General features: G+C 71.7%; 21 protein-coding genes. 18 read left to right on the top strand and 3 right to left on the bottom strand.

All coding sequences use genetic code 11. From position 1 onward, the window contains the following. Nucleotides 1-28 precede the first annotated feature (28 nt). From ACIRQ7_RS27490 to ACIRQ7_RS27500, 3 genes are read left to right on the top strand one after another with little or no spacing between them, the layout of a single operon-like run. Entirely contained in the window at nucleotides 29-919 is an 891-nt protein-coding gene (locus tag ACIRQ7_RS27490; RefSeq protein ID WP_404265353.1) for an ABC transporter permease, read from the top strand. Continuing rightward, nucleotides 907-1,815, top strand: a complete 909-nt coding sequence (locus tag ACIRQ7_RS27495; RefSeq protein ID WP_404265354.1) for an ABC transporter permease — start codon at nucleotides 907-909, stop codon at nucleotides 1,813-1,815. The genes ACIRQ7_RS27490 and ACIRQ7_RS27495 overlap by 13 nt, the downstream gene beginning before the upstream one ends. After that, nucleotides 1,812-3,005 (top strand): ABC transporter ATP-binding protein, encoded by a 1,194-nt coding sequence (locus ACIRQ7_RS27500; protein ID WP_404265355.1) that lies wholly within the window; start codon nucleotides 1,812-1,814, stop codon nucleotides 3,003-3,005. Before ACIRQ7_RS27495 ends, ACIRQ7_RS27500 begins: the two co-directional genes overlap by 4 nt. Before the next feature lie 193 nt (nucleotides 3,006-3,198). Here ACIRQ7_RS27500 and murA read toward each other — a convergent pair whose 3' ends face one another. Continuing rightward, nucleotides 3,199-4,545 carry a UDP-N-acetylglucosamine 1-carboxyvinyltransferase gene (gene murA / locus ACIRQ7_RS27505; RefSeq protein WP_401469493.1) on the bottom strand — a complete coding sequence of 449 codons (1,347 nt, stop codon included), beginning with the start codon at nucleotides 4,543-4,545 and terminating at the stop codon, nucleotides 3,199-3,201. A gap of 308 nt (nucleotides 4,546-4,853) precedes the next feature. Between murA and ACIRQ7_RS27510 the strand changes: the two genes are divergently transcribed. The 12 genes from ACIRQ7_RS27510 to ACIRQ7_RS27565 all read left to right on the top strand — a co-directional run bounded on the left by ACIRQ7_RS27510 (nucleotide 4,854) and on the right by ACIRQ7_RS27565 (nucleotide 22,511). Continuing rightward, entirely contained in the window at nucleotides 4,854-5,528 is a 675-nt protein-coding gene (locus ACIRQ7_RS27510) for a YqgE/AlgH family protein (protein ID WP_404265356.1), read from the top strand. 216 nt (nucleotides 5,529-5,744) lie between these two features. Further along, nucleotides 5,745-6,431, top strand: a complete 687-nt coding sequence (locus tag ACIRQ7_RS27515) for a hypothetical protein (protein WP_401469499.1) — start codon at nucleotides 5,745-5,747, stop codon at nucleotides 6,429-6,431. A gap of 363 nt (nucleotides 6,432-6,794) precedes the next feature. Beyond that, nucleotides 6,795-7,097 (top strand): DUF3039 domain-containing protein, encoded by a 303-nt coding sequence (locus ACIRQ7_RS27520; protein WP_401469502.1) that lies wholly within the window; start codon nucleotides 6,795-6,797, stop codon nucleotides 7,095-7,097. A gap of 292 nt (nucleotides 7,098-7,389) precedes the next feature. Further along, nucleotides 7,390-8,688 (top strand): extracellular solute-binding protein, encoded by a 1,299-nt coding sequence (locus ACIRQ7_RS27525; RefSeq protein WP_404265357.1) that lies wholly within the window; start codon nucleotides 7,390-7,392, stop codon nucleotides 8,686-8,688. After that, entirely contained in the window at nucleotides 8,685-9,614 is a 930-nt protein-coding gene (locus ACIRQ7_RS27530) for a carbohydrate ABC transporter permease (protein WP_401469507.1), read from the top strand. Before ACIRQ7_RS27525 ends, ACIRQ7_RS27530 begins: the two co-directional genes overlap by 4 nt. Continuing rightward, the gene (locus ACIRQ7_RS27535; protein WP_404265358.1) at nucleotides 9,611-10,504 is read left to right on the top strand and encodes a carbohydrate ABC transporter permease; all 894 of its coding nucleotides are present in this window, start codon (nucleotides 9,611-9,613) and stop codon (nucleotides 10,502-10,504) included. Before ACIRQ7_RS27530 ends, ACIRQ7_RS27535 begins: the two co-directional genes overlap by 4 nt. Before the next feature lie 3 nt (nucleotides 10,505-10,507). Continuing rightward, complete coding sequence (locus tag ACIRQ7_RS27540) at nucleotides 10,508-12,328, top strand: beta-N-acetylhexosaminidase (protein WP_404265359.1); 1,821 nt, start codon at nucleotides 10,508-10,510, stop codon at nucleotides 12,326-12,328. Between the two features lie 311 nt (nucleotides 12,329-12,639). Next, on the top strand, nucleotides 12,640-13,536 hold the full coding sequence (locus tag ACIRQ7_RS27545) for an FAD binding domain-containing protein (RefSeq protein WP_401469516.1): 897 nt from the start codon (nucleotides 12,640-12,642) through the stop codon (nucleotides 13,534-13,536). After that, nucleotides 13,533-15,788, top strand: coding sequence for a (2Fe-2S)-binding protein (locus ACIRQ7_RS27550; protein ID WP_404265360.1), 2,256 nt, complete (start codon nucleotides 13,533-13,535; stop codon nucleotides 15,786-15,788). Before ACIRQ7_RS27545 ends, ACIRQ7_RS27550 begins: the two co-directional genes overlap by 4 nt. An 85-nt stretch (nucleotides 15,789-15,873) precedes the next feature. Next, nucleotides 15,874-18,240, top strand: a complete 2,367-nt coding sequence (locus tag ACIRQ7_RS27555; RefSeq protein ID WP_404265361.1) for a xanthine dehydrogenase family protein molybdopterin-binding subunit — start codon at nucleotides 15,874-15,876, stop codon at nucleotides 18,238-18,240. A 660-nt stretch (nucleotides 18,241-18,900) separates the two neighbouring features. After that, nucleotides 18,901-21,000 carry an ATP-binding protein gene (locus ACIRQ7_RS27560; RefSeq protein ID WP_404265362.1) on the top strand — a complete coding sequence of 700 codons (2,100 nt, stop codon included), beginning with the start codon at nucleotides 18,901-18,903 and terminating at the stop codon, nucleotides 20,998-21,000. Then, the gene (locus ACIRQ7_RS27565) at nucleotides 20,991-22,511 is read left to right on the top strand and encodes a hypothetical protein (RefSeq protein ID WP_404265363.1); all 1,521 of its coding nucleotides are present in this window, start codon (nucleotides 20,991-20,993) and stop codon (nucleotides 22,509-22,511) included. The genes ACIRQ7_RS27560 and ACIRQ7_RS27565 overlap by 10 nt, the downstream gene beginning before the upstream one ends. A 402-nt stretch (nucleotides 22,512-22,913) precedes the next feature. Here the strand turns inward: ACIRQ7_RS27565 and ACIRQ7_RS27570 are convergent, their stop codons facing one another. Continuing rightward, nucleotides 22,914-23,111 (bottom strand): hypothetical protein, encoded by a 198-nt coding sequence (locus ACIRQ7_RS27570; protein ID WP_404265364.1) that lies wholly within the window; start codon nucleotides 23,109-23,111, stop codon nucleotides 22,914-22,916. Between the two features lie 235 nt (nucleotides 23,112-23,346). On the opposite strand from ACIRQ7_RS27570, the gene ACIRQ7_RS27575 reads away from it, so the two are divergent. From ACIRQ7_RS27575 to ACIRQ7_RS27585, 3 genes are all read left to right on the top strand, one after another. Beyond that, nucleotides 23,347-23,499, top strand: a complete 153-nt coding sequence (locus ACIRQ7_RS27575; protein ID WP_404265365.1) for a hypothetical protein — start codon at nucleotides 23,347-23,349, stop codon at nucleotides 23,497-23,499. 167 nt (nucleotides 23,500-23,666) lie between these two features. Further along, the gene (locus ACIRQ7_RS27580; protein WP_404265366.1) at nucleotides 23,667-24,902 is read left to right on the top strand and encodes a helix-turn-helix domain-containing protein; all 1,236 of its coding nucleotides are present in this window, start codon (nucleotides 23,667-23,669) and stop codon (nucleotides 24,900-24,902) included. Continuing rightward, nucleotides 24,884-25,462 carry a flavoprotein gene (locus ACIRQ7_RS27585; protein ID WP_404265367.1) on the top strand — a complete coding sequence of 193 codons (579 nt, stop codon included), beginning with the start codon at nucleotides 24,884-24,886 and terminating at the stop codon, nucleotides 25,460-25,462. The genes ACIRQ7_RS27580 and ACIRQ7_RS27585 overlap by 19 nt, the downstream gene beginning before the upstream one ends. 216 nt (nucleotides 25,463-25,678) lie before the next feature. On the opposite strand, the gene ACIRQ7_RS27590 is transcribed toward ACIRQ7_RS27585, so the two are convergent. Further along, nucleotides 25,679-26,068, bottom strand: a complete 390-nt coding sequence (locus ACIRQ7_RS27590; RefSeq protein ID WP_404265368.1) for a GntR family transcriptional regulator — start codon at nucleotides 26,066-26,068, stop codon at nucleotides 25,679-25,681. Nucleotides 26,069-26,800 lie beyond the last annotated feature (732 nt).

Here is a 26,800-nt window from a genome sequence, read left to right on the forward strand (position 1 = left end):
CCCCGCCCCCTGGAGAAACCCGCCGCGTATGAGTGACCGACCGATCACCTCCCAACCCGCCGGCCCGCCGGGCACCCGCACCCGACGCCACCCCTGGCCCGCCGTCGTCCCGTTCTTCGCCTTCCTCACCCTCTGCTTCGGACTGCCCGCCGGCGCCATGGTGTACGGCGCGTTCACCGTCACCGACCCCACCACCGGCCACAGCCACGCCACCCTCGACAACGTCCGCCAGTCACTCAAAGGCATCTACGCCACCGGCCTCGGCGGCAGCGTCCAGCTCTCCCTGATCTGCGCCCTGCTCGCCACCGTCCTCGGCACCCTCATCGCCCAGGCCGTCATCACCTCCCGGCGCCCCGCACTGCGCCGCGCCGTCGTCGCCGCCTCCGGCGTCCTCGCCAACTTCAGCGGCGCCCCGCTCGCCTTCGCCTTCGTCGCGACCCTCGGCACCACCGGCACCATCACCCGCATCATGTCGCTCGCCGACACCGGCTTCAGCCTCTACACGATGACCGGACTCGTGCTGGCCTACCTCTACTTCATGATCCCGCTGATGGTCGTCACCGTGCTGCCCGCACTCGACGGACTGCGCACCCAGTGGCAGGAAGCCGCCGCGTCCTGCGGCGCCACCCGAGGACAGTTCTGGCGGCACATCGGCATCCCCGTCCTCACCCCCTCCCTGCTCGGCGGCGCCGTCCTGCTCTTCGGCACCGCCTTCGCCTCGCACGCCACCGCCGCCGTCATGGTCGGCAGCTCGGTGCCGCTGATCACCGTCCAGATCTCCAACGCACTGGCCGGCAACGTCCTCGTCGGCCAGGAGAACCTGGCCCTCGCCATGAGCCTCAACATGGTCGTCATCGCGCTGCTGGTGATGGCCGTACAGATACCGCTGCAGCGCAGGAGCGCACGATGGCTGGGATGACCACCGCCGCCCAGGCGCCCGTCACGGCACCCCACGACCCCGCGCCCGGTACCCCCGCGCCCCCGACAGGCCGCACACGCCGCCCCTACGGCCGCCTCGCCACCCTGCTCCTGGCGCTCCTCTACTTCACCGTCCCCGTCGCCGCATCCCTCTGGTTCACCGTCGACGACCCCGTCAAGGGCTTCTCCCTCGACGTCTACACCGACCACCTGGTCTCCGACGACATGCTGGGCAGCCTGCTGCTCTCCGTCGAACTGGGCCTGGCCACCGTCGCACTGGGACTCGTCCTCGTCGTCCCCACCATGGTCGTCATCCACCTCCGGCTGCCCCGGCTGCGCCCGGTCGTCGAAATCCTGTGCATGACACCGCTAGTCGTCCCGCCGATCGCCCTCGTCGCCGGCGTCAACACCGTGCTGTCCTGGGCCCCCGACCTGGCCAGAACGCCCTTCTACCAGACCCTGATGGTCATCCAGAACGAGAACTTCCCCCTCGTCCTGGTGCTCCTCTACACCGTCATGTCGCTGCCGTTCCTCTACCGCTCACTGGACGCAGGACTGCGCGGCATCGACCTCAAAACCCTCGTCGAAGCCTCCCGCAGCCTCGGCGCCGGACGCCTCACCACCCTCGCCCGGGTGATCGTGCCGAACCTGCGCGCCGCCGTCGTCGGCGGCGCCGTCCTCGGCCTCGCCATGGTCCTCGGCGAATACACCGTCGCCTCCGTACTGGGCTACCGGCCGTTCGCCGTATGGATGGTGGAGGTCGGGGACGCCGACGCCGAACTCGCCGGCGCCGCCGCCATGCTGAGCCTCTTCATCACCTGGGGCCTGCTGCTCCTGCTCACCACCTTGGCGGGCGGCAGGCGCGCTCGCCCGCGCAAGCAAAGGAAGACGTCATGAGTGTGCCCGTACCCGCCCCCGCCCCCGCGCCCACGGGCGAACCGGGCACCGCCGCAGCGACCCCGGCCCCGGCCCCCGCGCGGACCGGCGGCGTCCCCGTACAACTCAAGGGACTGCGCCGCGCGTTCGGCGACACCACCGCACTGGACGGCCTCGACCTCGACATCGCGCCCGGAGAGATGGTCGCCCTGCTCGGCCCCTCCGGCTGCGGCAAGACCACCGCGCTGCGCATCATCGCGGGTTTCGAAACCGCCGACAGCGGCGAGCTGACCATGGACGGACAGGACGTCACCGGCGTCCCCGCCCACCGCCGCGACATCGGCATGGTCTTCCAGTCCTACAGCCTCTTCCCGAACATGACCGCGGCCCAGAACGTCGGCTACGGCCTCCGCGTCCGCAAGGCCGGTGCCGCCGAACGCGCCGCCCGCGCAAAGGAATTGCTGGAACTCGTCGGCCTGCCCGGCCGCGAGGACCACTACCCGCACCAGCTCTCCGGCGGCCAGCAGCAACGCGTCGCCCTCGCCCGCGCGCTCGCCGTCCGCCCGCGCGTCCTCCTCCTGGACGAGCCGCTGTCCGCCCTCGACGCCAAGGTCCGGCTCACCCTCCGCGAGGAGATCCGCCGCATCCAGCTCGAACTCGGCATCACCACGGTCTTCGTCACCCACGACCAGGAAGAAGCGCTGTCCATGGCGGACCGCGTCGCCGTCATGCACGGCGGCCGGCTCGAACAGTGCGCCACACCCTCCGAGCTGTACGAACGCCCCGCGACCCCCTTCGTCGCCGAATTCGTCGGCACCATGAACCGGCTGCCCGGCACCGTCCGCGACGGCGGCACGGTCGAACTCTTCGGCCGACGGCTGCCGGTCCACGGCACCGCGCCGGCGACCGGCACCGAGGTGGACGTACTGCTGCGGCCCGAGGGGCTCGCTGTGCGAACGGGGGCGGGGACAGCAGCTGACGACGGGGGTAATCCCGCCGGTGCGGTCGCGGGCGCGGAGGGGATGCCCGCGACCGTACGGGTGGCGACCTTCCTCGGCGCCACCACCCGGCTGCACCTGACCACCGAGACCGGCATCCAGGTCAAGGCCGACCTGCCGAGCTGGGAAGCGGGCGCCCTGACACCGGGAGCCGGCTGCACGCTCACCCCGCACGACAACCCGGTACTGGTGGCCGAACGGACGGGCGCCTGACGCGCGGCGACGGGGGCGGGCGGGTGGCTGAGGGCCTCCGACGCCTCTGACAGGCGCCTCTGATCGGCGCCCCCGCCCCCACCCCCCTCCTCCCCCTTCGGGGGAGGGGGCGGGGGAGGGTGTGCGGGTGGGGTGGGGGAGCGGAAGCCGGGCCTCCGCCCCGCCGGGCCGCCGCCCCGCATCCGCTTCGGACTCAGTCCCGCAGCGCGCCGTTCGGGAGTTCCACCTTCGCGCCGAGGCTGATCAGCTTGTCCATGAAGTTCTCGTAGCCGCGGTTGATCAGGTCGATGCCGTGCACCCGGGAGGTGCCCTGCGCCGCCAGCGCCGCGATCAGGTACGAGAAGCCGCCGCGCAGGTCGGGGATGACCAGGTCGGCGCCCTGCAGCTTGGTGGGGCCCGACACGACCGCGGAGTGCAGGAAGTTGCGCTGGCCGAAGCGGCAGGCGGAGCCGCCGAGGCATTCGCGGTAGAGCTGGATGTGCGCGCCCATCTGGTTCAGCGCGGAGGTGAAGCCGAGCCGGGACTCGTACACCGTCTCGTGGACGATGGACAGCCCCGACGCCTGCGTCAGCGCGACGACCAGCGGCTGCTGCCAGTCGGTCTGGAAGCCGGGGTGTACGTCGGTCTCCAGCGCGATGGCGTCGAGCGAGCCGCCCGGGTGCCAGAAGCGGATGCCCTCGTCCTCGACCTGGAAGGCGCCGCCGACCCGGCGGAAGGTGTTGAGGAAGGTCATCATCGACCGCTGCTGGGCGCCGCGGACGTAGATGTTGCCCTCGGTGGCCAGCGCCGCGGACGCCCAGGAGGCCGCCTCCAGGCGGTCCGGGAGCGCGCGGTGGGTGTAGCCGTCGAGCCGGTCGACGCCGGTGATCCGGATCGTCCGGTCGGTGTCCATGGAGATGATCGCGCCCATTTTCTGCAGTACGCAGATGAGGTCCTCGATCTCCGGCTCCACGGCGGCGTTCGACAGCTCGGTGACGCCCTCCGCCAGAACGGCGGTCAGCAGCACCTGCTCGGTCGAGCCGACCGACGGGTACGGCAGCCGGATCTTGGTGCCGCGCAGCCGCTGCGGGGCCTCCAGATACTGCCCGTCGGCGCGCTTCTCGATCGTCGCGCCGAACTGGCGCAGCACGTCGAAGTGGAAGTCCACCGGCCGACCGCCGATGTCGCAGCCGCCCAGGCCAGGGATGAAGGCGTGGCCGAGGCGGTGCAGCAGCGGGCCGCAGAACAGGATCGGGATCCGCGAGGAGCCGGCGTGCGCGTCGATGTCCGCGACGTTGGCGCTCTCGACGTGCGACGGGTCGAGGATCAGCTCGCCCGGCTCGTCGCCGGGGCGCACGGTGACGCCGTGCAGCTGCAGCAGCCCGCGCACGACGCGGACGTCGCGGATGTCGGGCACGTTGCGCAGCCGGCTCGGGCCGCTGCCCAGCAGTGCGGCGACCATGGCCTTGGGCACAAGGTTCTTCGCACCGCGAACCCGGATCTCGCCCTCGAGCGGGGTGCCGCCGTGGACAAGCAGTACGTCGTCAGTAGAGACGGTCATGGATCTCGCGTTCCTGGAGACGGGCAGGGGCCAATGAGAAATGGTAAGGGCGGCGGAGGGGGTGTCCGTAGGGCCGTGCAGGCATCGGGCGTGTAATGGCTTTGTCACAACACGCTCCGCTACGATCCGCCTTTGTTCTGTAATCACCTTCTGGCCGGATATGCACCTCAATGTCTTGAATGGGCGACTCGGCGTGGACAGCGCCCCGATGTCGTGCGCCGGGTGCTGCCGCCGTACGCCCGCCCTGCTCTCGCACGGGAAGCGCCGTTGACACCCCGCTCCGGACCGAAGTGCGGGATCATGTGGCCATGACCGAGGTGTCCTCGCTCACAGGCCGACTACTCGTCGCTACACCCGCGCTCGCCGACCCGAACTTCGACCGCGCGGTGGTGCTCCTCCTCGATCACGACGAGGAGGGCTCCCTAGGCGTGGTCCTGAACCGTCCCACGCCGGTCGGCGTCGCGGACATTCTCGCACCGTGGGCAGCGCTGGCCGATGAGCCCGGGGTGGTGTTCCAGGGCGGCCCGGTCTCCCTGGACTCCGCGCTCGGCGTGGCCGTGATCCCCGGAGGGCTGTCCGGCAGCGGCGACGTTCCGTCCCTGGAGAGCGGCGCCCGGCCCGCCGGCACCGAGGCCGAGGGGGCCGGTGCGCCGGCCGCCGACCGGGCGGAGAGCACCAGGACCGGCGACGAACCGCTCGGCTGGCGCAGGGTGCACGGCGCGATCGGCCTGGTCGACCTGGAAGCCCCGCCGGAACTCCTTGCCGCGATCCTCGGCAGCCTGCGGATCTTCGCGGGGTACGCGGGCTGGGGGCCCGGCCAGCTGGAGGATGAACTGGCCGAGGGTGCGTGGTACGTCGTCGAGTCCGAACCGGGCGATGTCTCCTCGCCCGACCCGGAGCAGCTGTGGCGCGCGGTGCTGCGGCGGCAGCGCAATGAGCTGGCGATGGTCGCCACCTATCCGGATGACCCGTCGCTGAACTGACCCGGGTACGGCCGGATTTCGGGGTGCGCGCCGTTGAACGGCCCGGTGCGGGCGGCCGGTTGGCGTGCGGGGAGCCCGCAGGGGAAGGGCCTCCGACGCTTTGTGACGGCTTCGTCATGGGGAATTGTCGGACCCCGTCGCTATCGTTCGAGAGGGAAGAGGTGACGGCGTGCGGCCGCGAAGGCGGGGCCGTGCGGGACGAACGGGGAGAGTGCCATGCACAGGCCGAGCGTGCCCGAGGATCTGGACCACCCGGAGCGGCTGTGGGCCCGCGCCGCGACGCTGGCCGTGGTCGCGGCCGCCATGGACGACGGGGACGAATTCTCCCTGGGCGCCCACGGACTGCTGTGCTGGAACGCCGGCGGCGCCTACTGGTGGCGGCTGAAGCTGTACGCGGGCGGCCGGGCGCTGCTCTGCGGCCAGGACGCGGACGGCAGCTACACCCACCTCGGCGACAAGCCGGTCGATGTCCTGGACGGCGGCCCGGACTGGCTGCCCTGGGAGCAGTTGCGGCACGACGCCGACGGGCGCCTCCTCGGCTTCGTCTACTGGTGGCAGGACGGCGTCTGGGCCCGCGCGCCGTATCCCGGCAGGCTGCGGGACGACGGCCTGGAGATGGCCGTGAGCTGGGCGCAGCCCGGCGAGGCCGCGGTCGCCGAGATCGTCGAGGATCTCGTGGAGCTGACCGAGACGGAGCGGGAGGACACCCCCGTCGCCGAGGTCCGCGACTTCCTCGCCGCGGCCGAGGCCCGCTCCATCGGCGCGGCGGAGATGACCGCCCTGCTGGACGCGTTCTGCGGCGCGGATTCCTGGCACGACGTCCGGCCGGACGCCGGGCTGGCGCTCGCCGCCCGACTGGGCCTGACGGCCGGCGACCGGGGCGGCGTACCGGTCGCGTCGTAGCCACCGGTGCCGGGTGCGTGAGGCGGCCCGACGGCGGTGCCGGGTGCGGGAGCGCCACCCGTTCGGCGTGGCGCTCCGCCGGTGGGTGGGTCTTACGGGCGGGCAGGGCAGAGCGAGCGGGCAGGGCGAGGGGGCAGGCACGGCGAGAGGGCGGGCGCGGGCACCGCACCGGGGGTGCCGACCGGGGATGTCGACCGGGGGCGCCGGCCCGCCGAGCGCGCTCGTCGGCGGGCCACAGGCGGCCCGAGGGGCGGCGTACGCACTGGCGCGGGCGGTGGCGGGCGGCGGCCGCGGGTCTCGCGCCGCATCCGGCGGCGGGCCGACGCTCCCAGGTCGGCGCGCGCGTGAGTACCCTTGGCAGTTATGAGCACTCTTGAGCCCGAGCGCGGGGCAGGTACGGGGACCCTCGTAGAGCCGACACCGCAGGTGTCGCACGGCGACGGCGACCACGAGCGCTTCGCCCACTATGTCCAGAAAGACAAGATCATGGCGAGCGCGCTCGACGGTACTCCCGTCGTGGCGCTGTGCGGCAAGGTCTGGGTCCCGGGCCGCGACCCGAAGAAGTACCCGGTCTGTCCCATGTGCAAGGAGATCTTCGAGTCCATGGGCGCCGGCGGCGACAAGGACAAGGACGGCAAGGGCGGTAAGGGCGGCGGCAAGAAGTAGCCGCCCGCGACCGCCGGGCCGTGATCGGCGGATGACGCAGGTGAGCCACGCGACGTGAGAGTGCGCCGCGTGGTGCCGCGCCGGGTGCGACGGGCCCGGGTCCCAAGGGACCCGGGCCCGTTGGCGTTCCCATGCGGGGCGATGGCGTCCGGGAACACCTCCCCGGAGCCGGTGTAGACCAATGCGGCCCAACCCCTTGTCGGGGCCTGTGGGCACCCTTAATCTCCTGGGTAATTGTGCAGCGCGAAACGCTCGTTGCGTATGTTGCAACAACGCCCCGGAGGGTCCTTCCATGCACCTCTCTGCTCGAATTGCCGCCGCCACCGCGACAGTTGTGCTGGCCTCCCTGACCGCCACCGCGTGCGCACCGTCCACCTCCGGCAACGCCGCCAAAGGGGACGCGAAGACCGGCACGCTACGGGTCTGGCTCTTCCGGGAAGTCAACAACGCGCCGAAGGAAAAGGTCGTCCAGCAGGCCCTGTCGGCCTTCAAGGCCGACCACAAGGGTGTCCGGGTGACCGTCGACTACATACCCGTCGACACCCGCGCCCAGCGCATCAAGGCCGCCTTCAACGACCCGGCCAGCGCCCCCGATGTCATCGAGTACGGCAACACCGACACCGCCGGCTACGTCAAGGACGGCGGACTGGCCGACATCAGCCGGGAGTTCGGCGCCTGGGCCGACGCCAAGGACACCGACGCCGCAGCGAAGCAGTCCGTCACCGTGGACGGCAAGATCTACGGCGCGCCCCTCTTCGTCGGCGTCCGGGCCCTCTACTACCGCACCGACGTCCTGAGGGATCTCGGCATCCCCGTCCCCGCCACCCAGGCCGAACTCGCCGCGGCCGCCAGGAAGATCCACACGAAGCGGCCCGAGCTCTACGGCCTCGCCGTCGGCGGCGCGTACACCTACGGCGCGATGCCGTTCCTCTGGGCGGCCGGCGGCGAACTCGCCACCGAGAAGGACGGCACCTATACCGCCGCCGTCAACAGCACGTCCGCCAAGAAGGGCATCGCCGCCTACACCGGCCTCTTCGGCGACGACAACTGCCCGGCCGCCAAGTGCGCGGACATGGGCGGCAACGACACCGTCACCGCGTTCGCCTCCGGCAAGGCCGCGATGGCCATCGGCGGCGACTTCAACCACCAGGCCGTCGAGGACGGCAAGGTCAAGGGCAAGTACGCCGTGGTGCCGCTGCCCGGCGTCAAGAAGGGCGAGATCGCCCCGGCCTTCGCGGGCGGCAACAACCTCGGCGTCCTCAAGAGCAGCGGCCACCGCACCCTCGCCGTCGGCCTGTTGAAGGAACTCGCGGGCAAGGAGAGCCAGCGCAAGCTCTTCGACGCGATGGGCTTCCTGCCGACATACCGCGAGGTGCGCGCCGACGCCGCCGCGCGCAAGCCCTATGTCGCGCCGTTCGTCAGGACGCTGGACGCGGGCGCCAAGTTCGTGCCGGCCGCGCCCGGCTGGGGCGCCATCGACGCCGGCCTCGTCCTGCCGACGATGTTCCAGGAGATCGTCAGCGGCCGGAAGAGCGTCGAGGAGGCCGCCGACGACGCCGCGCGCACGATGGACCAGGCCTTCCGGAAGTGAGCACCGTGAGCGCGGTACGCCCCCGCGGCCGGGGCGCGGGCGGCTGGACCCCCTGGCTGTATCTCGCCCCCGCACTGGTCGTCCTCGCCGGGCTGCTCGTCTACCCGATCTACCAGCTCGGCCTGATCTCGTTCCTCGAATACACCCAGGCCCAGGTCAGCGGTGGCGAACCGACCACCTTCCAGGGGCTGGCGAACTACGCCGCACTGTTCGGCGACGGCCAGTTCTGGCAGGTGCTGCTGGCGACCGTGCTGTTCGCCGCCGCCTGCGTCGTCTCCACCGTCGCCCTGGGCTGCGCCCTCGCCGTACTCCTCACCCGCGTCCGCGCGCTGCCCAGGCTCGCCCTGATGCTCGCCGGACTCGGCGCCTGGGCGACGCCCGCCATCACCGGCTCCACCGTCTGGGTCTTTCTCTTCGACCCCGATCACGGGCCGGTCAACAAGGTCCTGGTCGCGCTCGGACTGACCGGATTCCAGGACTACTCCTGGACCTACGACCGCTACAGCGCCTTCGCGCTCGTCCTGCTCGAAGTGGTCTGGTGTTCCTTCCCGTTCGTGATGGTGACCGTCTACGCCGGGATCCGGGCCGTCCCCGGCGAGGTACTGGAGGCCGCCGCGCTGGACGGTGCCTCGCAGTGGCGGATCTGGCGCAGCGTCCTGGCACCGATGCTGCGGCCGATCCTCGTCGTCGTCACCCTCCAGTCGGTGATCTGGGACTTCAAGGTCTTCACCCAGATCTATGTGATGACGGGCGGCGGCGGCATCGCGGGCCAGAACCTCGTGCTGAACGTCTACGCGTACCAGAAGGCGTTCGCGTCCTCGCAGTACAGCCTCGGCTCGGCGATCGGCGTCGTGATGCTGCTCATCCTGCTCGTCGTGACGCTCGGCTATCTGCGGCTGCTGCGCCGCCAGGGGGAGGAACTGTGAGCACACCGCGTACGTCCCGGGCCCCGGGACTGCGGCTGCTGCGGGTGCCGCGCCGGCCCTGGCGGCTGGCGGCCGAGGCCGGTGCGCTGCTGATCGCCGCCGTCGTCGCCTTCCCGCTCTACTGGATGGTGCTGTCCGCCTTCAAACCGGCCGGTGAGGTGCAGTCCACCAGCCCGCGCCCCTGGACCCTCGATCCGTCCCTCGACGCCTTCCGACGGGTCTTCCAGCAGCAGGACTTCGGCCGCTACTTCCTCAACAGCCTGTTCGTGGCGGGTGTCGTGGTGGTCGTCTCGGCGCTCATCGCGTTTCTCGCCGCCACCGCCGTGACCCGCTTCCGCTTCCGGTTCCGTACGACGCTGTTGATCATGTTCCTGGTCGCGCAGATGGTGCCCGTGGAAGCGCTCACCATCCCGCTGTTCTTCCTGCTGCGGGACGTCGGCACCGCCGTACCCTCCATCGGGCTCAACACCCTCGGCTCACTGATCCTCCCGCACCTCGCCTTCTCCCTCCCGTTCGCCATCTGGATGCTGCGCGGCTTCGTCAAGGCCGTCCCGGAGGCGCTGGAGGAGGCCGCCTACCTGGACGGCGCGAGCCGCACCCGCTTCCTGTGGCAGATCCTCTTCCCGCTGGTCTTCCCCGGACTCGTCGCCACCAGCGTCTTCTCCTTCATCTCCACCTGGAACGACTTCCTGTTCGCGAAGTCGTTCATCATCAGCGCCACCGAGAACTCCACCCTCCCCATGGCGCTGCTCGTCTTCTTCAAACCGGACGAGAACGACTGGGGCGGGATCATGGCAGCATCGACCGTGATGACCATCCCCGTGCTGGTCTTCTTCGTACTCGTACAGCGCCGGCTGGTCTCGGGCCTCGGCGGCGCGGTGAAGGACTGACGGATGCCGGAACGCCACCCCGACGCCCCCACAGACCACCGCTCGGCGGCCGCCCCCGCTCCGCGGCCCGAATTGCTGCCCCAGGCACGCGCCTTCGGCCCGGCGCCGTCCGGCCGCGGGCCGCGCGTCCTGGACGAGGAAACCGTGATCGAGGCCCGGCCCGGCACCGAAGGGGTCGCCCGCTGGCTGCGCTCCGCGGTCGGCGCCGCCACGGGCCTGCCGCTCGCCGAGGCCCACGACGACGACCGGGCCGGCAGCGACGACCCCGCCGGCAGCAAGGTGAACGGCGGGGCCAACCGCATCGTGCTGAGCATCAGCCCGCGGGTGGAACGGCACCTCGGGCCCGAGGGCTACGTCTATTCCGACGGCGACAGCGACGGCGACGGCGGTAGTGACGGCGCGGCCCTCCGTATCGAGGGCGGCAGCGCGGCCGGCGTCTTCTGGGGCGCGCAGACGTTCCGTCAGCTGCTCGGGCCGGAAGCCTTCCGGCGGGCACCGCTCGACACCGCCGCGCGCGAGCGGACCGTCCCCAGGGCCGTCATCGAGGACGCCCCACGCTTCGCCTGGCGCGGCATGATGCTCGACGTCGCACGGCACTTCCTGCCCAAGGACGGCGTGCTGCGCTACCTCGATCTGCTCGCCGCGCACAAGCTCAACGTCCTGCACCTGCACCTCACCGACGACCAGGGCTGGCGCATCGAGATCGACCGCTACCCCGAACTCACCGCGACCGGCGCCTGGCGCGAGCGCACCAAGCTCGGCCACCGCGCCTCTCCCCTCTGGGACGAGCGCCCGCACGGCGGCTACTACACCAAGGACGACCTCCGCGAGATCGTCGCGTACGCCGCCGCACGGCATATCACCGTCGTCCCCGAGATCGATGTCCCCGGGCACTCGCAGGCCGCCATCGCCGCGTATCCGGAACTCGGCAACGCCGACGTCATCGACACCACCTCCCTGAAGGTCTGGGACACCTGGGGCGTCAACCCGAACGTACTCGCCCCCACTGACACCACCCTCCGCTTCTACGAACACGTCCTGGAGGAGGTCCTCGCCGTCTTCCCCGCGCCGTTCGTGCACATCGGGGGCGACGAGTGCCCCAAGGACCAGTGGAAGGCCTCGGCCACCGCCCAGGCCCGGATCGCCGAACTGGGGCTGGCCGGCGAGGACGAGCTGCAGAGCTGGTTCATCCGGCACTTCGACCGCTGGCTCGCCGACCGCGGGCGCCGGCTCATCGGCTGGGACGAGATCCTGGAGGGCGAGGACCCGAGGGAGCCCGGCGCCGGGCGGGGCGGCCCGTCCTCCCCGGGCCTGACGCCGGGCGCCGCCGTCTCCTCCTGGCGCGGCTACGCGGGCGGTATCGCCGCCGCCCGCGCCGGTCACGACGTCGTCATGTGCCCCGAACAGCAGGTGTATCTGGACCACCGTCAGCACGCCTCTCCGGACGAGCCCGTCCCCATCGGCTTCGTACGGACCCTGGAGGACGTGTACCGCTTCGAGCCGGTGCCGCCGGAGCTGACGGAGGAACAGGCCACGCACGTCCTGGGGACCCAGGCCAACGTCTGGACCGAAGTCATGGACAGCCAGGCACGCGTCGACTACCAGGTCTTCCCGCGGCTTGCCGCGTTCGCCGAGGTCGCCTGGTCGCGGCTGCCGCCCCCGGCCGACCGCGACCACCAGGACTTCCTGCGCAGAATGACCGTCCACTACACCCGGCTCGACGCCCTCGGTGTCGCCTACCGCCCGCCCGGCGGCCCGCATCCGTGGCAGAAACGCCCCGGGGTGCTCGGACGCCCGATCGACGGGGCGCCCCCAAACGTGTGAGCCGTAGTGCAAGGAGGGCTCCCGAACGGCCGGATCCTGGGACGGTGGTTGCCCGCACCGCCGCACGGGCGGTGAGCGCCCCACCGGGGCACCCGCCGCCGCGCGGGCGCCCAGTGGGGGAGCCCGCGTTCCGGATCCCCGGCGACGGCGGACGAAACCGGACCAGCCCCCTCTTCGGGGACGGATCGTCGCTTCGCGGACCCTCGCGCCGTGGCCCCGGCAAGATGTGCCAGAGTTGCCACGTCCGGGCCGTGAACACGTACCGTACGGCGGAGCGGAACTGCCGGGACACCGGGGAAGGGGCAGCTGGCTTGACCACCCACGCACCGCACGCGTCGCACACGGTGACGTTGCCGGCCTCGCTCGACGAGGCGGTGGCAGCGCTCACCGCCATGCCCGCCGCCGTGCCCGTCGCCGGCGGCACCGACCTCATGGCGGCCGTCAACTCCGGACTCCTCAGACCTGCCGCCCTCGTCGGCCTCGGCCGGATCAGCGAGATCCGCGGCTGGCAGTACCTCGACGGCCACGCGCTCCTCGGCGCCGGCCTCACCCTCGCCCGTATGGGGCGCCCCGACTTCGCCGCGTTGATCCCCGGCCTGGCCGCCGCCGCCCGCGCGGCAGGGCCCCCGCAGATCCGCAACGCCGGGACCCTCGGCGGCAACATCGTGACGTCCGCCCCCACCGGCGACACCCTCCCGGTGCTCGCCGCCCTCGAAGCCACGGTGATCATCGCCGGGCCCGGGGGTGCCCGCCGCGAGATCCCCGTCAGCCATCTCCTGGCCGGCCGGGAGATGCTGGGACCCGGCGAACTCGTCGGCTTCGTACGGGTGCCGCTGCTGCACGCCCCGCAGACGTTCCTCAAGGCCACCGGCCGCACCGGCCCCGGCCGTGCCACCGCCTCCGTCTCGCTGGTCCTCGACCCGGCCCGGCGCGGCGTGCGCTGCGCCGTGGGCGCGGTCGCCACCATGCCGCTGCGTCCTCTGGAGGCCGAGCAGTGGGTGGCCTCGCTCATCGACTGGGACGGCGAACGCGGCCTGGTCCCCGAAGCGCTGACGGCCTTCGGTGACTACGTCGGCGCCGCCTGCATCCCCGACCCGGCGCCACCGCAGGACGGCTCGGAGCCGCAGACCCTGCCGCCTGCCGCACTGCACCTGCGCCGTACGGTGGCAGCCCTGGCCCGCCGCGCACTTGGGAGGGCGCTCTCGTGAGCGACGCCGACAATCGCCATCCACAGCAGCCGCACCCCGAACAGGGCTGGCAGCCGCTGCCGCAGGGCGGTGAGTACGAGCAGGAGGCGACGGCCTTCGTGCAGCTCCCGGAGGGGTTCACCACCGGGGCCTACGGAGCCGGGCTGCCCAACGGTTACGGCACCTCCGGCGCCGATCCGCTCGCCGCCCCCGGCCACGGCTACACCCCGCCGGCCTCCTTCACCCCGCCCGTCCCGGGCGCCGGCACCGACCCCTCGGCGACCGGCCAGTGGACGATGCCCTTCGCCGGCCCCCAGACCGGCTACGCCGACCCGTCCGCGGCCTACCAGGACCGGACGGCTTCGGCGCACCCTTCCGCCCACCAGGACCACTCCGCCGGCTACCCGGGCGCACCCGAGGCGGCCCAGCCGTGGGGCGGCGACCGCGTCGACTGGCCGGTCGCGGGCAGCGCGGAGGCGGCCGGCGCCGGCGGAACGTGGTCGGTGCCCACGGCGGACGAGGGGCCGGAGGAGTCCGGCGAGTACCTGGTCGGCGACGACGGCCTGACGGGGCATCCGGGCCACCAGGGGCATCCGGACCATTCCGCCCATCAGGGCTATGAGGGGCATCGGGCCGATCAGGGCCATCAGGGATATCCCGGATATTCGGACGACGCCGCGAACTCCCTCTACGGGGGCGCACCGGACGCCGGGCACGACGCGCGTACGGGAGAGGCCGGCGGCGCCGGAGGTACCGGGCACTGGAACTTCGCCGCGGGGCTGACCGCCACCAGCGGCGGCACGGCCGCCGAGGGTGCCGGCACCGGGCGTGACGGCATGGACGGCGGCACGGGCGCCACCGGCGCGCACTATGCCGAGGCGCCGTTCCCCGGCGCACGCGACGCGACGCACGACGTGCTGCAGGACGCGGCCCACGGGGGCGCCCGCCGCGACCCGTACGCCGCCCCTGCGTCCGACCCGTACGGAACCCACCCGAACGGCGCGCATGCCCCCGCGGAGGGCGGAACCGGCCACTGGTCGCTGCCGGCCGACGCGATGGCCCAGTGGCCACCCGCCGCGGACGCGGCGAACGTGGCGGACCACCCGGGACACACGAGCCAGGCAGACCACGCGGACCGCACGGACGAGACGGACCAGGCGGACCGGACGGGCCAGTCGCACGACCCGCATGACGCGCGCAACCCACATGACGCGCACGACCCGCACGACCCGCAGGGGATGGGTGAGGCGAACCGCTGGTCCGTCCCGGCGGCCGACGGTGAACAACCGGACGAATCGGGACAGTTCGCGTCCGGAGTGTCGGCAGGACCAGGAGAAGCCGCAGCAGCGGAAGCTGCCGGCGCGGGCATCGCGTCGGAAGCCGGGCCCGCACGACCGGCCGAGCCCGCCGACACCGGTGAGCAGCACGGAGCGGACACCACGGGCCCCGTGGACACCGCCCCCGTGGACACCGCCCCCGTGCACGCGACGGAACCCGAGGCCGTGCCCCACCCGGCAACCGCCCCCGGCGACGCCGCCCAGGACGTCCAGGGCCCCGCAGACACTCACGACGAGCACCCCGCCGCCTCGTACATCCTGCGCGTGAACGGCACCGACCGCCCGGTGACCGACGCCTGGATCGGGGAGTCGCTGCTCTACGTGCTGCGCGAGCGCCTCGGCCTGGCCGGGGCCAAGGACGGCTGCTCGCAGGGCGAGTGCGGGGCCTGCTCCGTGCAGGTGGACGGGCGGCTCGTCGCGTCCTGCCTGGTGCCCGCGGCCACCGCCGCGGGCAGCGAGGTCCGTACCGTCGAGGGGCTGGCGCAGAACGGCACACCCTCCGACGTGCAGCGCGCGCTCGCCGCATCCGGTGCCGTGCAGTGCGGGTTCTGCGTACCGGGCATGGCGATGACCGTGCACGACCTCCTGGAGGGCAATCACGCCCCCAGCGAGCTGGAGACCCGTAAGGCGCTGTGCGGCAACCTCTGCCGCTGCTCCGGGTACCGCGGGGTGCTGGACGCCGTCGACGAGGTCGTCAAGGCCCGTGCGGAGGCCGCTGACGCCGCCTACGCGCCGGCGGACACCCGGGACGACGCGCCCGCCGACACCGCCCGCATTCCCCGCCAGGCGGGGCCCGCCGACCCCATGGACCACGCCGCGCACGACCAGGATTCCCCCGGCCGGTACCCCCACGACCCGGGCTCGCACGACCCGGGCTCGCACGGGCCGCACCACCAGGGGCCGGGCGCCGATCCGCAGTCCGGAGGCTCCGCATGACCGGGCGTGGCGAGCGGCGTGGCGAGCGATTTGAGGAGAGGTGCGCGCCGAGCGGGTGCGAGGCCGGGCGAAGCGAGGATTCGGCATGACCGGTATGACAGAGGGCGGCGGTGCCGCCACCGCGACCCCCGCGGCGGGGGTCCGGATTCCCGCCGAGCCGACCCAGGGGCTGGGTGTCTCGTTGCCGCCCGCCGACGCGCCCGCCAAGACGGAGGGCACCTTCCCGTACGCCGCCGACCTGTGGGCCGAGGGGCTGCTATGGGCCGCGGTGCTGCGCTCCCCGTATCCACGCGCCCGGATCCTGTCCATCGACACCAAGCACGCGGCGGAAATGCCGGGTGTGCGGGTCATTGTCACGCACGAGGACGTCCCCGGGGACGCCGGACACGGGCGGGGCATCGCCGACCGGCCGGTCTTCGCCAAGGACGAGGTGCGCCACCACGGCGAGCCGATCGCCGCCGTGGCCGCGGACCATCCCGACACGGCCCGGCTGGCGGCCGCCGCCATCGCCGTCGAGTACGAGATGCTGGACGCCGTCACCGATCCGCAACTCGCCTTCGAGGCCGAGCCGTTGCACCCCGACGGCAACCTCATCCGGCACATCCCGCTGCACTTCGGTGACGCCGAAGCGGTCGGCGACGTCATGGTCGAGGGGCTCTACCGGATCGGCCGGCAGGACCCCGCGCCCATCGGGGCCGAGGCCGGGCTCGCCGTGCCGCGCCCCGATGGCGGCGTGGAGATCTACACCGCCTCCACGGACCCGCACACCGACCGCGATCTGGCCGCCGCCTCCTTCGGCCTCGAACCCGAGCAGGTCAAGGTCGTGGTGACCGGGGTGCCGGGCGCCACCGCCGACCGCGAGGACCCCGGAATCCAGCTGTCGCTGGGCCTGTTGGCGCTGCGCACCGGCTGCCCCGTGAAGCTCGCCGCCACCCGCGAGGAGTCGTTCCTCGCGCATGCCCACCGCCACCCCACGCTGCTGCGCTACCGCCACCACGCCGACACCGAGGGCAAGCTGGTCAAGGTGGAGGCGCAGATCCTGATGGACGCAGGCGCCTATGCGGACACGTCGGCGGAGGCGCTGGCCGCCGCCGTCTCGTTCGCCTGCGGCCCGTACGTCGTCCCGCACGCCGCCATCGAGGGCTGGGCGGTGCGTACCAACAACCCGCCGTCCGGCCATGTGCGCGGTGAGGGCGCGCTGCAGGTGTGCGCCGCCTATGAGGGCCAGATGGACAAACTGGCCGCCCATTTGGGCATGGAGCCGGACGAGATCCGGCTGCGGAATGTCATGGCCACCGGTGACCTGCTGCCCACCGGGCAGACCGTCACCTGCCCCGCGCCGGTCGCCGAACTGCTGCGCGCCGTCAAGGAGGCGCCGCTTCCGGAGCTGCCCAAGGACACCCCCGAAGCGGAATGGCTGCTGCCGGGCGGTCCCGAGGGCGCCGGCGAGCCGGGCGCGGTGCGTCGTGGCGTCGGGTATGCGCTGGGCATGGTGCACATGCTCGGCGCGGAGGGCGCCGACGAGGTGTCCACCGCCACCGTCAAGGTCAGCGGCTCGGTCGCCACCGTCATCTGCGCCGCCGTGGAGACCGGTTCCGGGTTCTCCACACTGGCGCGGCAGATCGTGCAGGAGACGCTCGGCATCGACGAGGTGCATGTCGCGGGCGTCGACACCGACCAGCCACCGGCCGGGCCGGCCTGTCACGGCCGGCACACCTGGGTGTCCGGTGGCGCCGTCGAGCGCGCCGCCAAGATGGTCCGTACGCAGCTGCTGCAGCCGCTGGCCCACAAGTTCGGGATGTCCACCGAGCTGCTGCAGATCACCGACGGCAAGATCACTTCGTACGACGGGGTGCTCACCACGACCGTCGCCGAGGCCCTGGACGGCAAGGAGCTGTGGGCCACGGCGCAGTGCCGGCCGCACCCCACCGAACCGCTGGACGAGGGCGGGCAGGGCGACGCGTTCGTCGGACTCGCCTTCTGCGCCATCCGCTGCGTCGCCGACGTCGACATCGAACTGGGCACCATCCGCGTCGTGGAGATGACCGTCGCACAGGATGTCGGCCGGGTGCTCAACCCGCGTCAGCTGCGGGCCCGTATCGAGGCCGGCGTCACCCAAGGCCTGGGCGCGGCGCTGATGGAAAACCTGCGCACCACGCGCGGTCAGGTCCGCCATCCCGACCTGACCGGCTACGCGCTGCCGACCGCGCTCGACGCCCCGGACATCCGGATCGTCAAACTGGTCGAAGAGCGCGATGTGGTCGCGCCGTTCGGCGCCAAGCCCGCCAGCGCCATCCCGGTCGTCACCGCGCCGGCTGCCGTCGCCTCGGCCGTCCGCGCCGCCACCGGCCGCCCCATCGGCCGCCTGCCCATCCGGCCACAGGCCGCGGTCGCGCAGCCGGCGGGGGCGCAGGCGGCGGGAGCCCAGGGCCAGGGCCAGAACCAGGGCTAGCCGTGGGTGGGTCTTCAGGGGGCGGGCTCGCACCCGGTGGCCCGGTGGCCCGGTGGATCCGGTGAATTCAGCAGGTGGGGCGCGGTAGGCCGGGTGTGGAGCGGTCGGTCGCGCCGCGGTCGGTGGGTCGTGCCCGCGGTCGGTTGGGCGGGGCCCGCTCGACAGGGCGGGCTCGTCGCGGCCCTCTTGCCCGCGGCTCCCCTCGGGCGGCCAGGCGGAGGCCGGGCGCCGGCCGCTGGCTTCCGGCCTCCAGCTTCCGGCCTCCGGCTCCCGGCCTTCGGCTCCACGCCTTCCACTCCCGGCTTGCGGCTCCCCGCCCACCGTCCCCGCTGCTGACTTCCGGCCCGCGATTTCCTGGCCTCCAACTTCCGGGCTCCGGCCTCGCCCCCATCGTCGACGTGCCAGCGGCCTGAGCCGAGTCCACCCCCGATCACGCTCCGTCGGCGCGATTGTCAGTGGTGTCACTTAGAGTGATATTCAGTGCGCGGAGTGGGGCCGCGGCGTGACGGGGGGAGGTGTCCGGTGAGGTCAAAGTACTTACACCGTGCGGGAATTGGAGGATCCTGGGGCGGCCGGAGCGGGGGGCGACCGGCTGCGGGAAGCGTGGGGGCTGCGAGGGCTGCAAGGGCCGTGGGGGCCGTGGGGGCGAAGGGGAGTGGGATGCCGCAGGAGTGGGCGGGGGAGTCCGGGCGGGACCGGGCAGTTGAGCGATACACGCAGGAGCTGTTGGTGCGGAGGCCGGGCAGCCGGGTGGAGTTGCCGGCGACGCTGTTGCTCGGGCCGCGCGGCAGCGGCAAGACGACCGTGCTGCGGCATCTGGCCGACTGGGCGGCCCGCGCCCCGGTGGCCCGGCTCGATCTGGCGGCGCTGGGGCAGGAGGGCCGTAAGCCGATCGATGTGCTGGCCGCGCTGGTCTTCCAGCTCAACGCCAGGAAGAGGGATTTCGCCCGGCTGCGGTTCCCGGCCTTCGGGCTGCTGACGATCGCCGTCGCGGCCCGGATGGAAGCGGCCGACCGCGACGCCGCCGTGCGGCAGATGGAGCAGGCCCTCATCGGCCCGCCCAGCAGCCGCACCGAAGTGATCAACCAGCTCGCGCAGTACGCCGCCACGGTCCTGGGCGCGCCCACGGCCGTGACCGCGGCGCTGCCCCTGTTGCCGGAGTGGCGTCGTCATTGGGCGCGGATGCGGGTCCGCTGGCGGCTGGCCAGGATCCGGCGGCGCCATCGCGGCGGCGGCTCCGTGGACGGCTTCCTGATCGACCTCAACCAGCGCTACGGCGACCGGGAGGCGGCCGAGCGGCAGCGTGCCGAGGCCGTCCTCTTCGACGCCTTCCTGGACGACCTGCGCCGCGCCTACGGCTCGCGCGGTGGCGACAAGCGGCGTACGACACAGTGCCTGGTGCTGCTGGACAACGTCGACAGCCCGCTCGGCAACGACTTCCTCAAGGCGCTGCTCGACGCACGGAAGAAGGCCGGGGCGCCCGACCCGCTGCTGGTGCTCGCCACCGCCGGCAGCTATCCGGCGGCGCTGGAGAGCTTCGCGTTCGGGGGCCCGCGGCGGCCGGGCGCGCTGCCGGGGCGGTGGCCGGCCGACGAGGAACGGTTCGTTCCCGAACAGGTCGTCAAGGGGCTGGTGGTGGGCCGGCTGCGCGATCTGGCCCGCCATGAGGTGGAGCAGCAGGCCGAGGAGGTGCTGCGGTCGGCCGCCCGCCGGGCCCCGGCCCCGGCGGCCGACAACGGCGTGCAATGGCTGGGCTGGGCGGTGCACGAACTCACCCGCGGCCATCCCGCGGGCACCACCCAGCTGCTGGACGCCCTCCTGGAGTGCCCGGCGGAAACGGGTTGGGAGGCGCGCCTGCGCCAGGTCCTGCAGCCCTCCTACGGGCTCGTCGACGCCCTGCTGGAGCGGCTGTTGCCGATCGACGCGAGCGGCGAACTGGCGCAGGCACTGGCCCGCGCCGCGGCCGCCGCCGATCTGGCCCAGGCGCAGGCCGGCCGGGAGCTGTGGGACGAGTCGAGCGCCCGCGTCCAGGAGGAGTTCAACGATTTCTGTACGGACGTGCTGCGCACCATGCACCCCGACACCGGGGACGAGGGGGCCGACGGGCCCACCGAGACCCCGCATCCGCTGCTGCGCCTCCTGCTGCTGCGCCGCCTCGCCGCGGTCCCCGAACCAGGGTCCGGGCCCGGACCCGACGGGGAGGGGGGCACCGGGAGCGGCGGGGACGGCTCGTCCGGCGTCCGCTGCTGGAGCGAGGTACACGCCGCGCTGCGGGATCGCGCGAGCGCCGCGGGGCAGTGGGGCGCGGCGGCGTACCACGCCCTGGCGGGCGGTGATCTGGCCGCTGCTGCCGCCTACTTGGACGACGCTTTCGAGCGGGTCAGCCCGGAGGAGTGGTGCGCGGAGCTGTGCCGGCTGCGCCGGGCGCCGCTCGCCGACGCCGGCGGGGACCTCGACCGGCCGCTGTGGGAGCGCTACGAACGCCTCGTCGACCACCTCGGCGACGGAGCCGTCGAGCAGCGGCTGCGCACCATCACCCGGCTGCTCGCGGCGGTCTGGATCGCCCCCGAACCGCCCGACGACCCCCGTACGGACCTGGTGGGCGACCCGTACCGCGATCCGCTCGGCGATCCGGGCGCCGAGCTGTACGGCGAGGCGCAGGCCCGGTTCCACACCCTCGCGGTGCACGCCGACAGCGTGCCCTGGACCTCCGCGCTGCTGCGGAAGGCGAAGCAGTACGGAAAGGAGCCGTGGCTGTGAGCACCCGGGTCTTCGAGCCGCCCCGCCCGCCGCGCCGCTGGGGCCTGTGGAGCGTCTGCACGCTGGCGGTGCTGGCCGTCGTGGGCATCGTCGTGCTGCGGATCGTCAGCATGGCCGGCACGTGCGGGGAGGGAGTGTCGGAAGCGGACGGCGAGTGCGTGGGCGTCACGGACGGCGCGTACGCCTTCGAGAACATGAAGGGCCTGAGCGGGAAGATCCGCGCCGAGAACGCCGCGGTCGACAAGTCCGGGAAGCGGACGGTCTCCATCGCCTACATCGAGGCCATGGCCGGCGGGTCCGCGGACCGCGGCCCGGAAGCCACCCGGCAGGCCGTCAGCGGTGCCTATCTCGCCCAGCGCGCGCTGAACTCCGAGCGGTCCACCCTGCCCAAGATCCGGCTGCTGCTCGCCAACACCGGGCGGGGGGACCGCCATTGGGGGCAGGTCGTCGACCGGCTCATCGCGCTGAAGGACAAGGAGCATCTCGTCGCGGTCGCGGGCCTGGGGCAGAGCAACGACCGGACGGCGGCCGCCGCGAAGCGGCTGCGCGCCGCCGGGCTGCCGCTGGTCGGCGCGACCGTCGCCGCCGATGACCTGAGTTCCGGCACCAGCGGCTTCTACCGGGTCTCCTTCCCCAACCAGGACCAGACCGCGGCCGCCGCCCGCTACCTCAAGGACCAGCAGCGAGCGCACCCCGGCTACCGCGTCCAGGTGATCAGGGACGACAACGAGAAGGACCGCTACAACACCTCGCTCTACAAGGACTTCTCCGCGGCCGCGCGGCGCACCGGCCTGGACGTGGACGACGAACTCATCTCGTTCCTCTCCGGCGACGGCGCGCAGGAGACCGCGGGCAACGAGCTGTCCCTGGTGGCCGACAAGGTGTGCGGGGACGGCAGACCCCCGGACGCGGTCTACTTCGCCGCCCGGGGCCGGGAGCTGCGCCGGTTCATAGAAGCGGCCGGCGAGGGCGGCCGGCACTGCCCGACGACGGTGCTCTCCGGGTCCAGTGCGCTGGGTGTCTATTTCGACACCGGAGGCACCCGGCACCGTGCGGAGCTCGCCCGGCTCGCGCAGCGCTGGAAGCACAGCCAACTGAGGGTCTACTACACCGCGTTCACCCACCCCGACATATCCAAGGAGGTCTACGGCGCCAGGAGCGGCCCGTTCGCCGACTTCGCGCGGGCCTACCGCGACGAGATCGGCGACCCCGCGGCCCTGGCCAGCGGCCAGGCGATGCTCGGCTACGACGCCACGTACACCATCGGCCGGGCCGCCCGCCGCGTCGTGGACATCTCGCCCGGGGTCCGCCCCGACGCCGGGCTGGTCCTGAGGCTCCTGGAGCAGACCAACGGGAAGTACCGGGTGCGCGGGGTCAGCGGCGAAATAGCCTTCGACCCCGACACGGGCGAGCCGATGGACCGCCCGCTGGCGCTGGTGGAGCTGCTCCGTCCGACGGACGAGGGCGAGGCCGGGAAGACCTACCGCTTCGTGGCGCCGCTCCGGCCCTGAACCGTCCGGCCCCGCGCCCGGCGTACCCGGACACGTGGCGGTGGGGCCGGATGCAGCTGAAGACGGTCCCCACGGGTGTTGGGGCCGCCTTCAGGTGCGTACGCGTCGTGCGTATCGAGGCCGTGGCGGGAATCGAACCCACGTAACTCGCTTTGCAGGTCTGCTCTAGCCCTCCAGGGTGCGATACGCGATCGTTCGTAGCCGTTCGCGGCGGGCCGGGCGCCTCGACGCGAACGGCTGGAGTACCGCCGTGAACGGTCGCGTACGGCCATGAACGAGACGGGAAGTGAGACGGAGCGTCGATTCCGGAGGACGGCACTGAGGCACTGTGGCTCTCCCCGACGATCGGCCGGCGGCGCGAGGGTGTCATCGCGAACACCCGTTCCTGGACTGGTCAGGCAGTCAGCAGATCAGGATCACGTCATGGACAACAGGATCAGCATCGTTCCCATCGGCCGGGATGGCATTCAGCACGTCCTGGTTGGCAACAGCAGGGACGCCCCCTGCCCAGACCCAGACTGTCGCAGCTTGTCTGACGTCGTCACCGAGATCATCCGTGATGACCAGAGTGGCGAGATCTTCTACGACGGCTGTGATCACGAGTACCTGACCGCTGAGCCCACACTCGGGCGCCTCGTTGCCAGCCGGAGAAGCGAGACCTAGTCGAAGTGTTCAGTCACAGCGTTTGTAGTCCGTGCCGAGCTGCGGGCATGGTAGCGCTGGCTTCGGTATCGACCTGACCTGTTGCATTTGGAAGCCGGTAGAAGACCGTCTCCAATGGGCCAGGTTTCCCGAATTGGAGCAAGGGGACAGCCCAGAACGTCATGCTCGGGAGATGGAGGACTTCGAGTTCGAGTGCTGGCGGTGCTGGGAAACCAACGTCATCAAAGGGAGCCCCAAGGGCTTCTGGACGACGACTCATTACGAACTCCCGGGGGAGTGGGACTGCTGGTCGTGCGGCGCCCTCAACCAGACCCCTGACGACTAAAACCTGATCGACCGAAAAGATCTACAGGCCCCGGACGTTCTGTCCGGGGCCATTTCAGTTCAGTTCCGCAGCCTTGCCGAGGTGGTCGTTGACGGGAGCTTCATGCCTGCTGGTCACCGCGTCGGTACCGTGAGAAGTGCCCTACTCGGCATCGGGAGGCAACATCCATGCGTGGTCTCGGAGATCACCTCAGCATCGGCGAACGGATCGCGTTCTACAGGAAGCGCCGCGGATACACGCAGGAGGTTCTGGCCGGCCTGGTGGGACGCAGTACGGACTGGCTCGCGAAGGCAGAGAGCGGCCGGCGTAAGCCGCCGCGGATCGACATGCTCACCGAACTCGCGAGCATCCTCCGCGTCCCGCTTGGCGATCTGATCGGCCAGTCGGCGCTCATGGAAGACGAGAAGCAGCAGGACGACGTACCCGCGGTCCGAGATGCGCTCATGAGTCCGCGGCGCCTTTCTCGTCTCCTCTTCGGCCCCGAGGCCGATGTGCAACTGCCAACGCCGGCACCGACGGCGGTGCGCGTGGAGAAAGCGTGGGGGGACTACCAGGCGGGGCGGCTCGGCAGCGTCATTGCCGCGCTCCCCACGCTTCTGCAGTGCGCCCAGCAACTGGAGGACCGTGCCGCACGCCGGGAAGCGGACCGGCATGACTGCTGGGCGGTTTCGGCCCGTACGCATCACCTCGCGGCCACCACGCTCGCGAAGATCGGGGAGTCCGACATCTCCTGGCTTGCGGCTGAGCGCGCGATGCAAGCGGCGGATGCCTCTGATGACCCGCTTGTACTGGCCTCTGCGGCGCGCTCCGGTACCCATGCCTTGCTCGCCAACGGCCGCTACGAGGCGGCGATGGAGCTGGGAGACGCCACAGCGAAGTGGCTGTCGCCCAACGTGGAGGACAACGATCCGGCGGCTCTGAGCCTGCTCGGAATGATTCATCTACGAGCTGCTGTCGCTGCGGCACGGCACCAGGATCGAGCGACCGCTACCCGGCTGCTGCACAGTGCCGAGGCGCTGGCCGAAGGCCTCGGTTCCGACGAGAACTACTGGCAGACCGGGTTCGGCCCGACGAACGTGATTCTTCATCGCCTGTCCATCGAGCTGGACCTCGACAACGTCGCGTACGTTGTCGAGCACGGCCGGATCGACGTGGAGCACATGCCGCAGGAGCGGAGCGTCTCGCACCGGATCGACTTCGCTCGCGCGCTGTCCCTGGCCGGTCACGGAGACGACGCATTCGCTGAACTCCGGAAGGCCGAGAGGACTTCTCCACAGCTTGTGCGCAACAATCCTCGGGTGCGTGAGACGCTGCGGGACCTGACCAAGCAGGCTCCCGTGACTGCCGGTTCCCGCACATCTGAGGTGTACGTCATGGCGCAACGATGCAGGGCGGTTCAGTGAGCACGGAGTCGCGCAAGGTTCTCGGTGTGGTGGGTTCCGCTGCCGGCGGGGTAGAAGCGCTGCGTACCGGTCTGGTCGAGCCAGCCATCGCTCGTGGTTGGCGAGTAGCCGTGACGCTGACGCCCACAGCGGGCAGGTGGCTGAGGCTGAACGGGGAATCGGCGAAGCTCGAAGAGCTGACGGGGCTCCCGGTGCGAGACGAACCACGTCTCCCGGGGGAGTCCAGCCCTCACCCGCCGGTCGACTGCTACGTGGTGGCCCCGGCGAGCGCGAACACGGTCGCCAAGCTCGCGACGGGTGTCGCCGACAACCAGGCGCTCACTCAGGTCTGTGAAGCCATGGGGACGCGAGGGCTGCCTGTAGTCCTGTTCCCAAGGGTGAATGCGGCCCACGCACGCCACCCGGCCTGGCAACGTCACCTCGACGCACTGGAGTCGGGCGAGGTCCGGCTCGTTCAAGGCGACGACGTATGGCCGCTGTACGAGCCGCGGGAAGCGCCGCCAGGGCGGGAACTCCCGTGGCGAGCCGTCCTCGATACGGTGCACCAGATGACTACATGAGGCTCCGTCAACTGCCTTGACCTGCAACGACTGTGGACCCGGACAATCTGTCCGGGTCCACAGTCGTCTCTGGATCGAAGCTTTCTCACATGGCAGAGACGTTCGAGCGGCATAGCGTGCAAGTGGGGCTCACCGACGCCCACATCGCCTTGATCACGGCAAGTCTCAGGCGCGTGAGGCAGGAGGCGGACCACCTCGCGCGGCGAACCGATGCCGTCAGCGAGCGGGTGGCGTGCCGGCGTCCTCGACAGCCTGCTCAAGGCGTTCCAGGCGGTCACCGAGACTACGGATCGTCTCGTGCATCGCGCTGATCTCTGCCGCGAGCGTCAGGAAGGCCGAGCCGCCACGCTTCTCATCGTTGGGCGCCTGCTGAGCGGGGTCGACGACGAAGGTGCCACGCCCCTGCTGGGAGACGACGAGTCCCTCGTCCCGCAGCTCGCGGTAGGCGTTCTGGACCGTTACGAGGGTCACTCCGTAATGCTTCGCGAGATCGCGAGCTGCGGTGAGCTGATCTCCGGGCCCACGAGTGCCCTTCACCAGCTCTTGGCGGATGTCTGCCGCGATGTCCTTCGCGGTCACACGCGGTTTCCCAGGGCTCGTCTCCATGGGTTCGAGCGTAACCGGCATAGGTCAATTCGAACCGTGGCGGCGCCCCTTGACGGACCAGATTGACTTAGGTAACTTCTCCTCCTGTGAGCGAGTGACCTAAGTCAATCTCACTCGCGAAGTTGCTTTGACCTGCATGACCGCACCTGCGTGTCCCGTGAAAACGGGAGCCCGAGGGTTACCGCGCTCGCCGGGGCGGCTGTTACTTGAGAACTCCATAGCGATCATGCGGGGCTGACGCGAGAGCGGCTGCTACTTGCAGAGGTCACGGCAGGCGCCTAATCCGAGACGGATGGACGAGGGCGAACCACCGCGGCGAAACGCTCTCCCCCTACGCACGGCACGCCGTCCTCGAACACTGGGGACGGGGGGAAGGACCAGGAGCTGACCAGCACGATGCACCACCGGCTGGATGGCAAGCGGATCGACCAGCGTGGCCCCAACGCATGTGGCGAGATGAGACAGATCGCCCCCGTGGACGGCCGGGCTAAGCCCGTCCTCGCGGCCCGGCCTTGCCAGCCAACACCCCAGGACTTGGGGTGGAGCCGCAGCTGAAGCGCCGCGCACAGCGGTGCGCGTCACAGCCCGACATGACGCACCGGAGCACTCGTTCCGGCAGCCCTAAGAAGGCACCTTCAGGCGCGCCGCACCACCTATGCGCGTCGAGCGCACACCGTCCTCGATCTCCCCGCTTGCCGGCGGAGGTCGGGGGCCGTGGCTGCTCGACCGAAC

It is taken from the genome of Streptomyces sp. NPDC101393 (assembly GCF_044767385.1).
Taxonomy (GTDB): domain Bacteria; phylum Actinomycetota; class Actinomycetes; order Streptomycetales; family Streptomycetaceae; genus Streptomyces.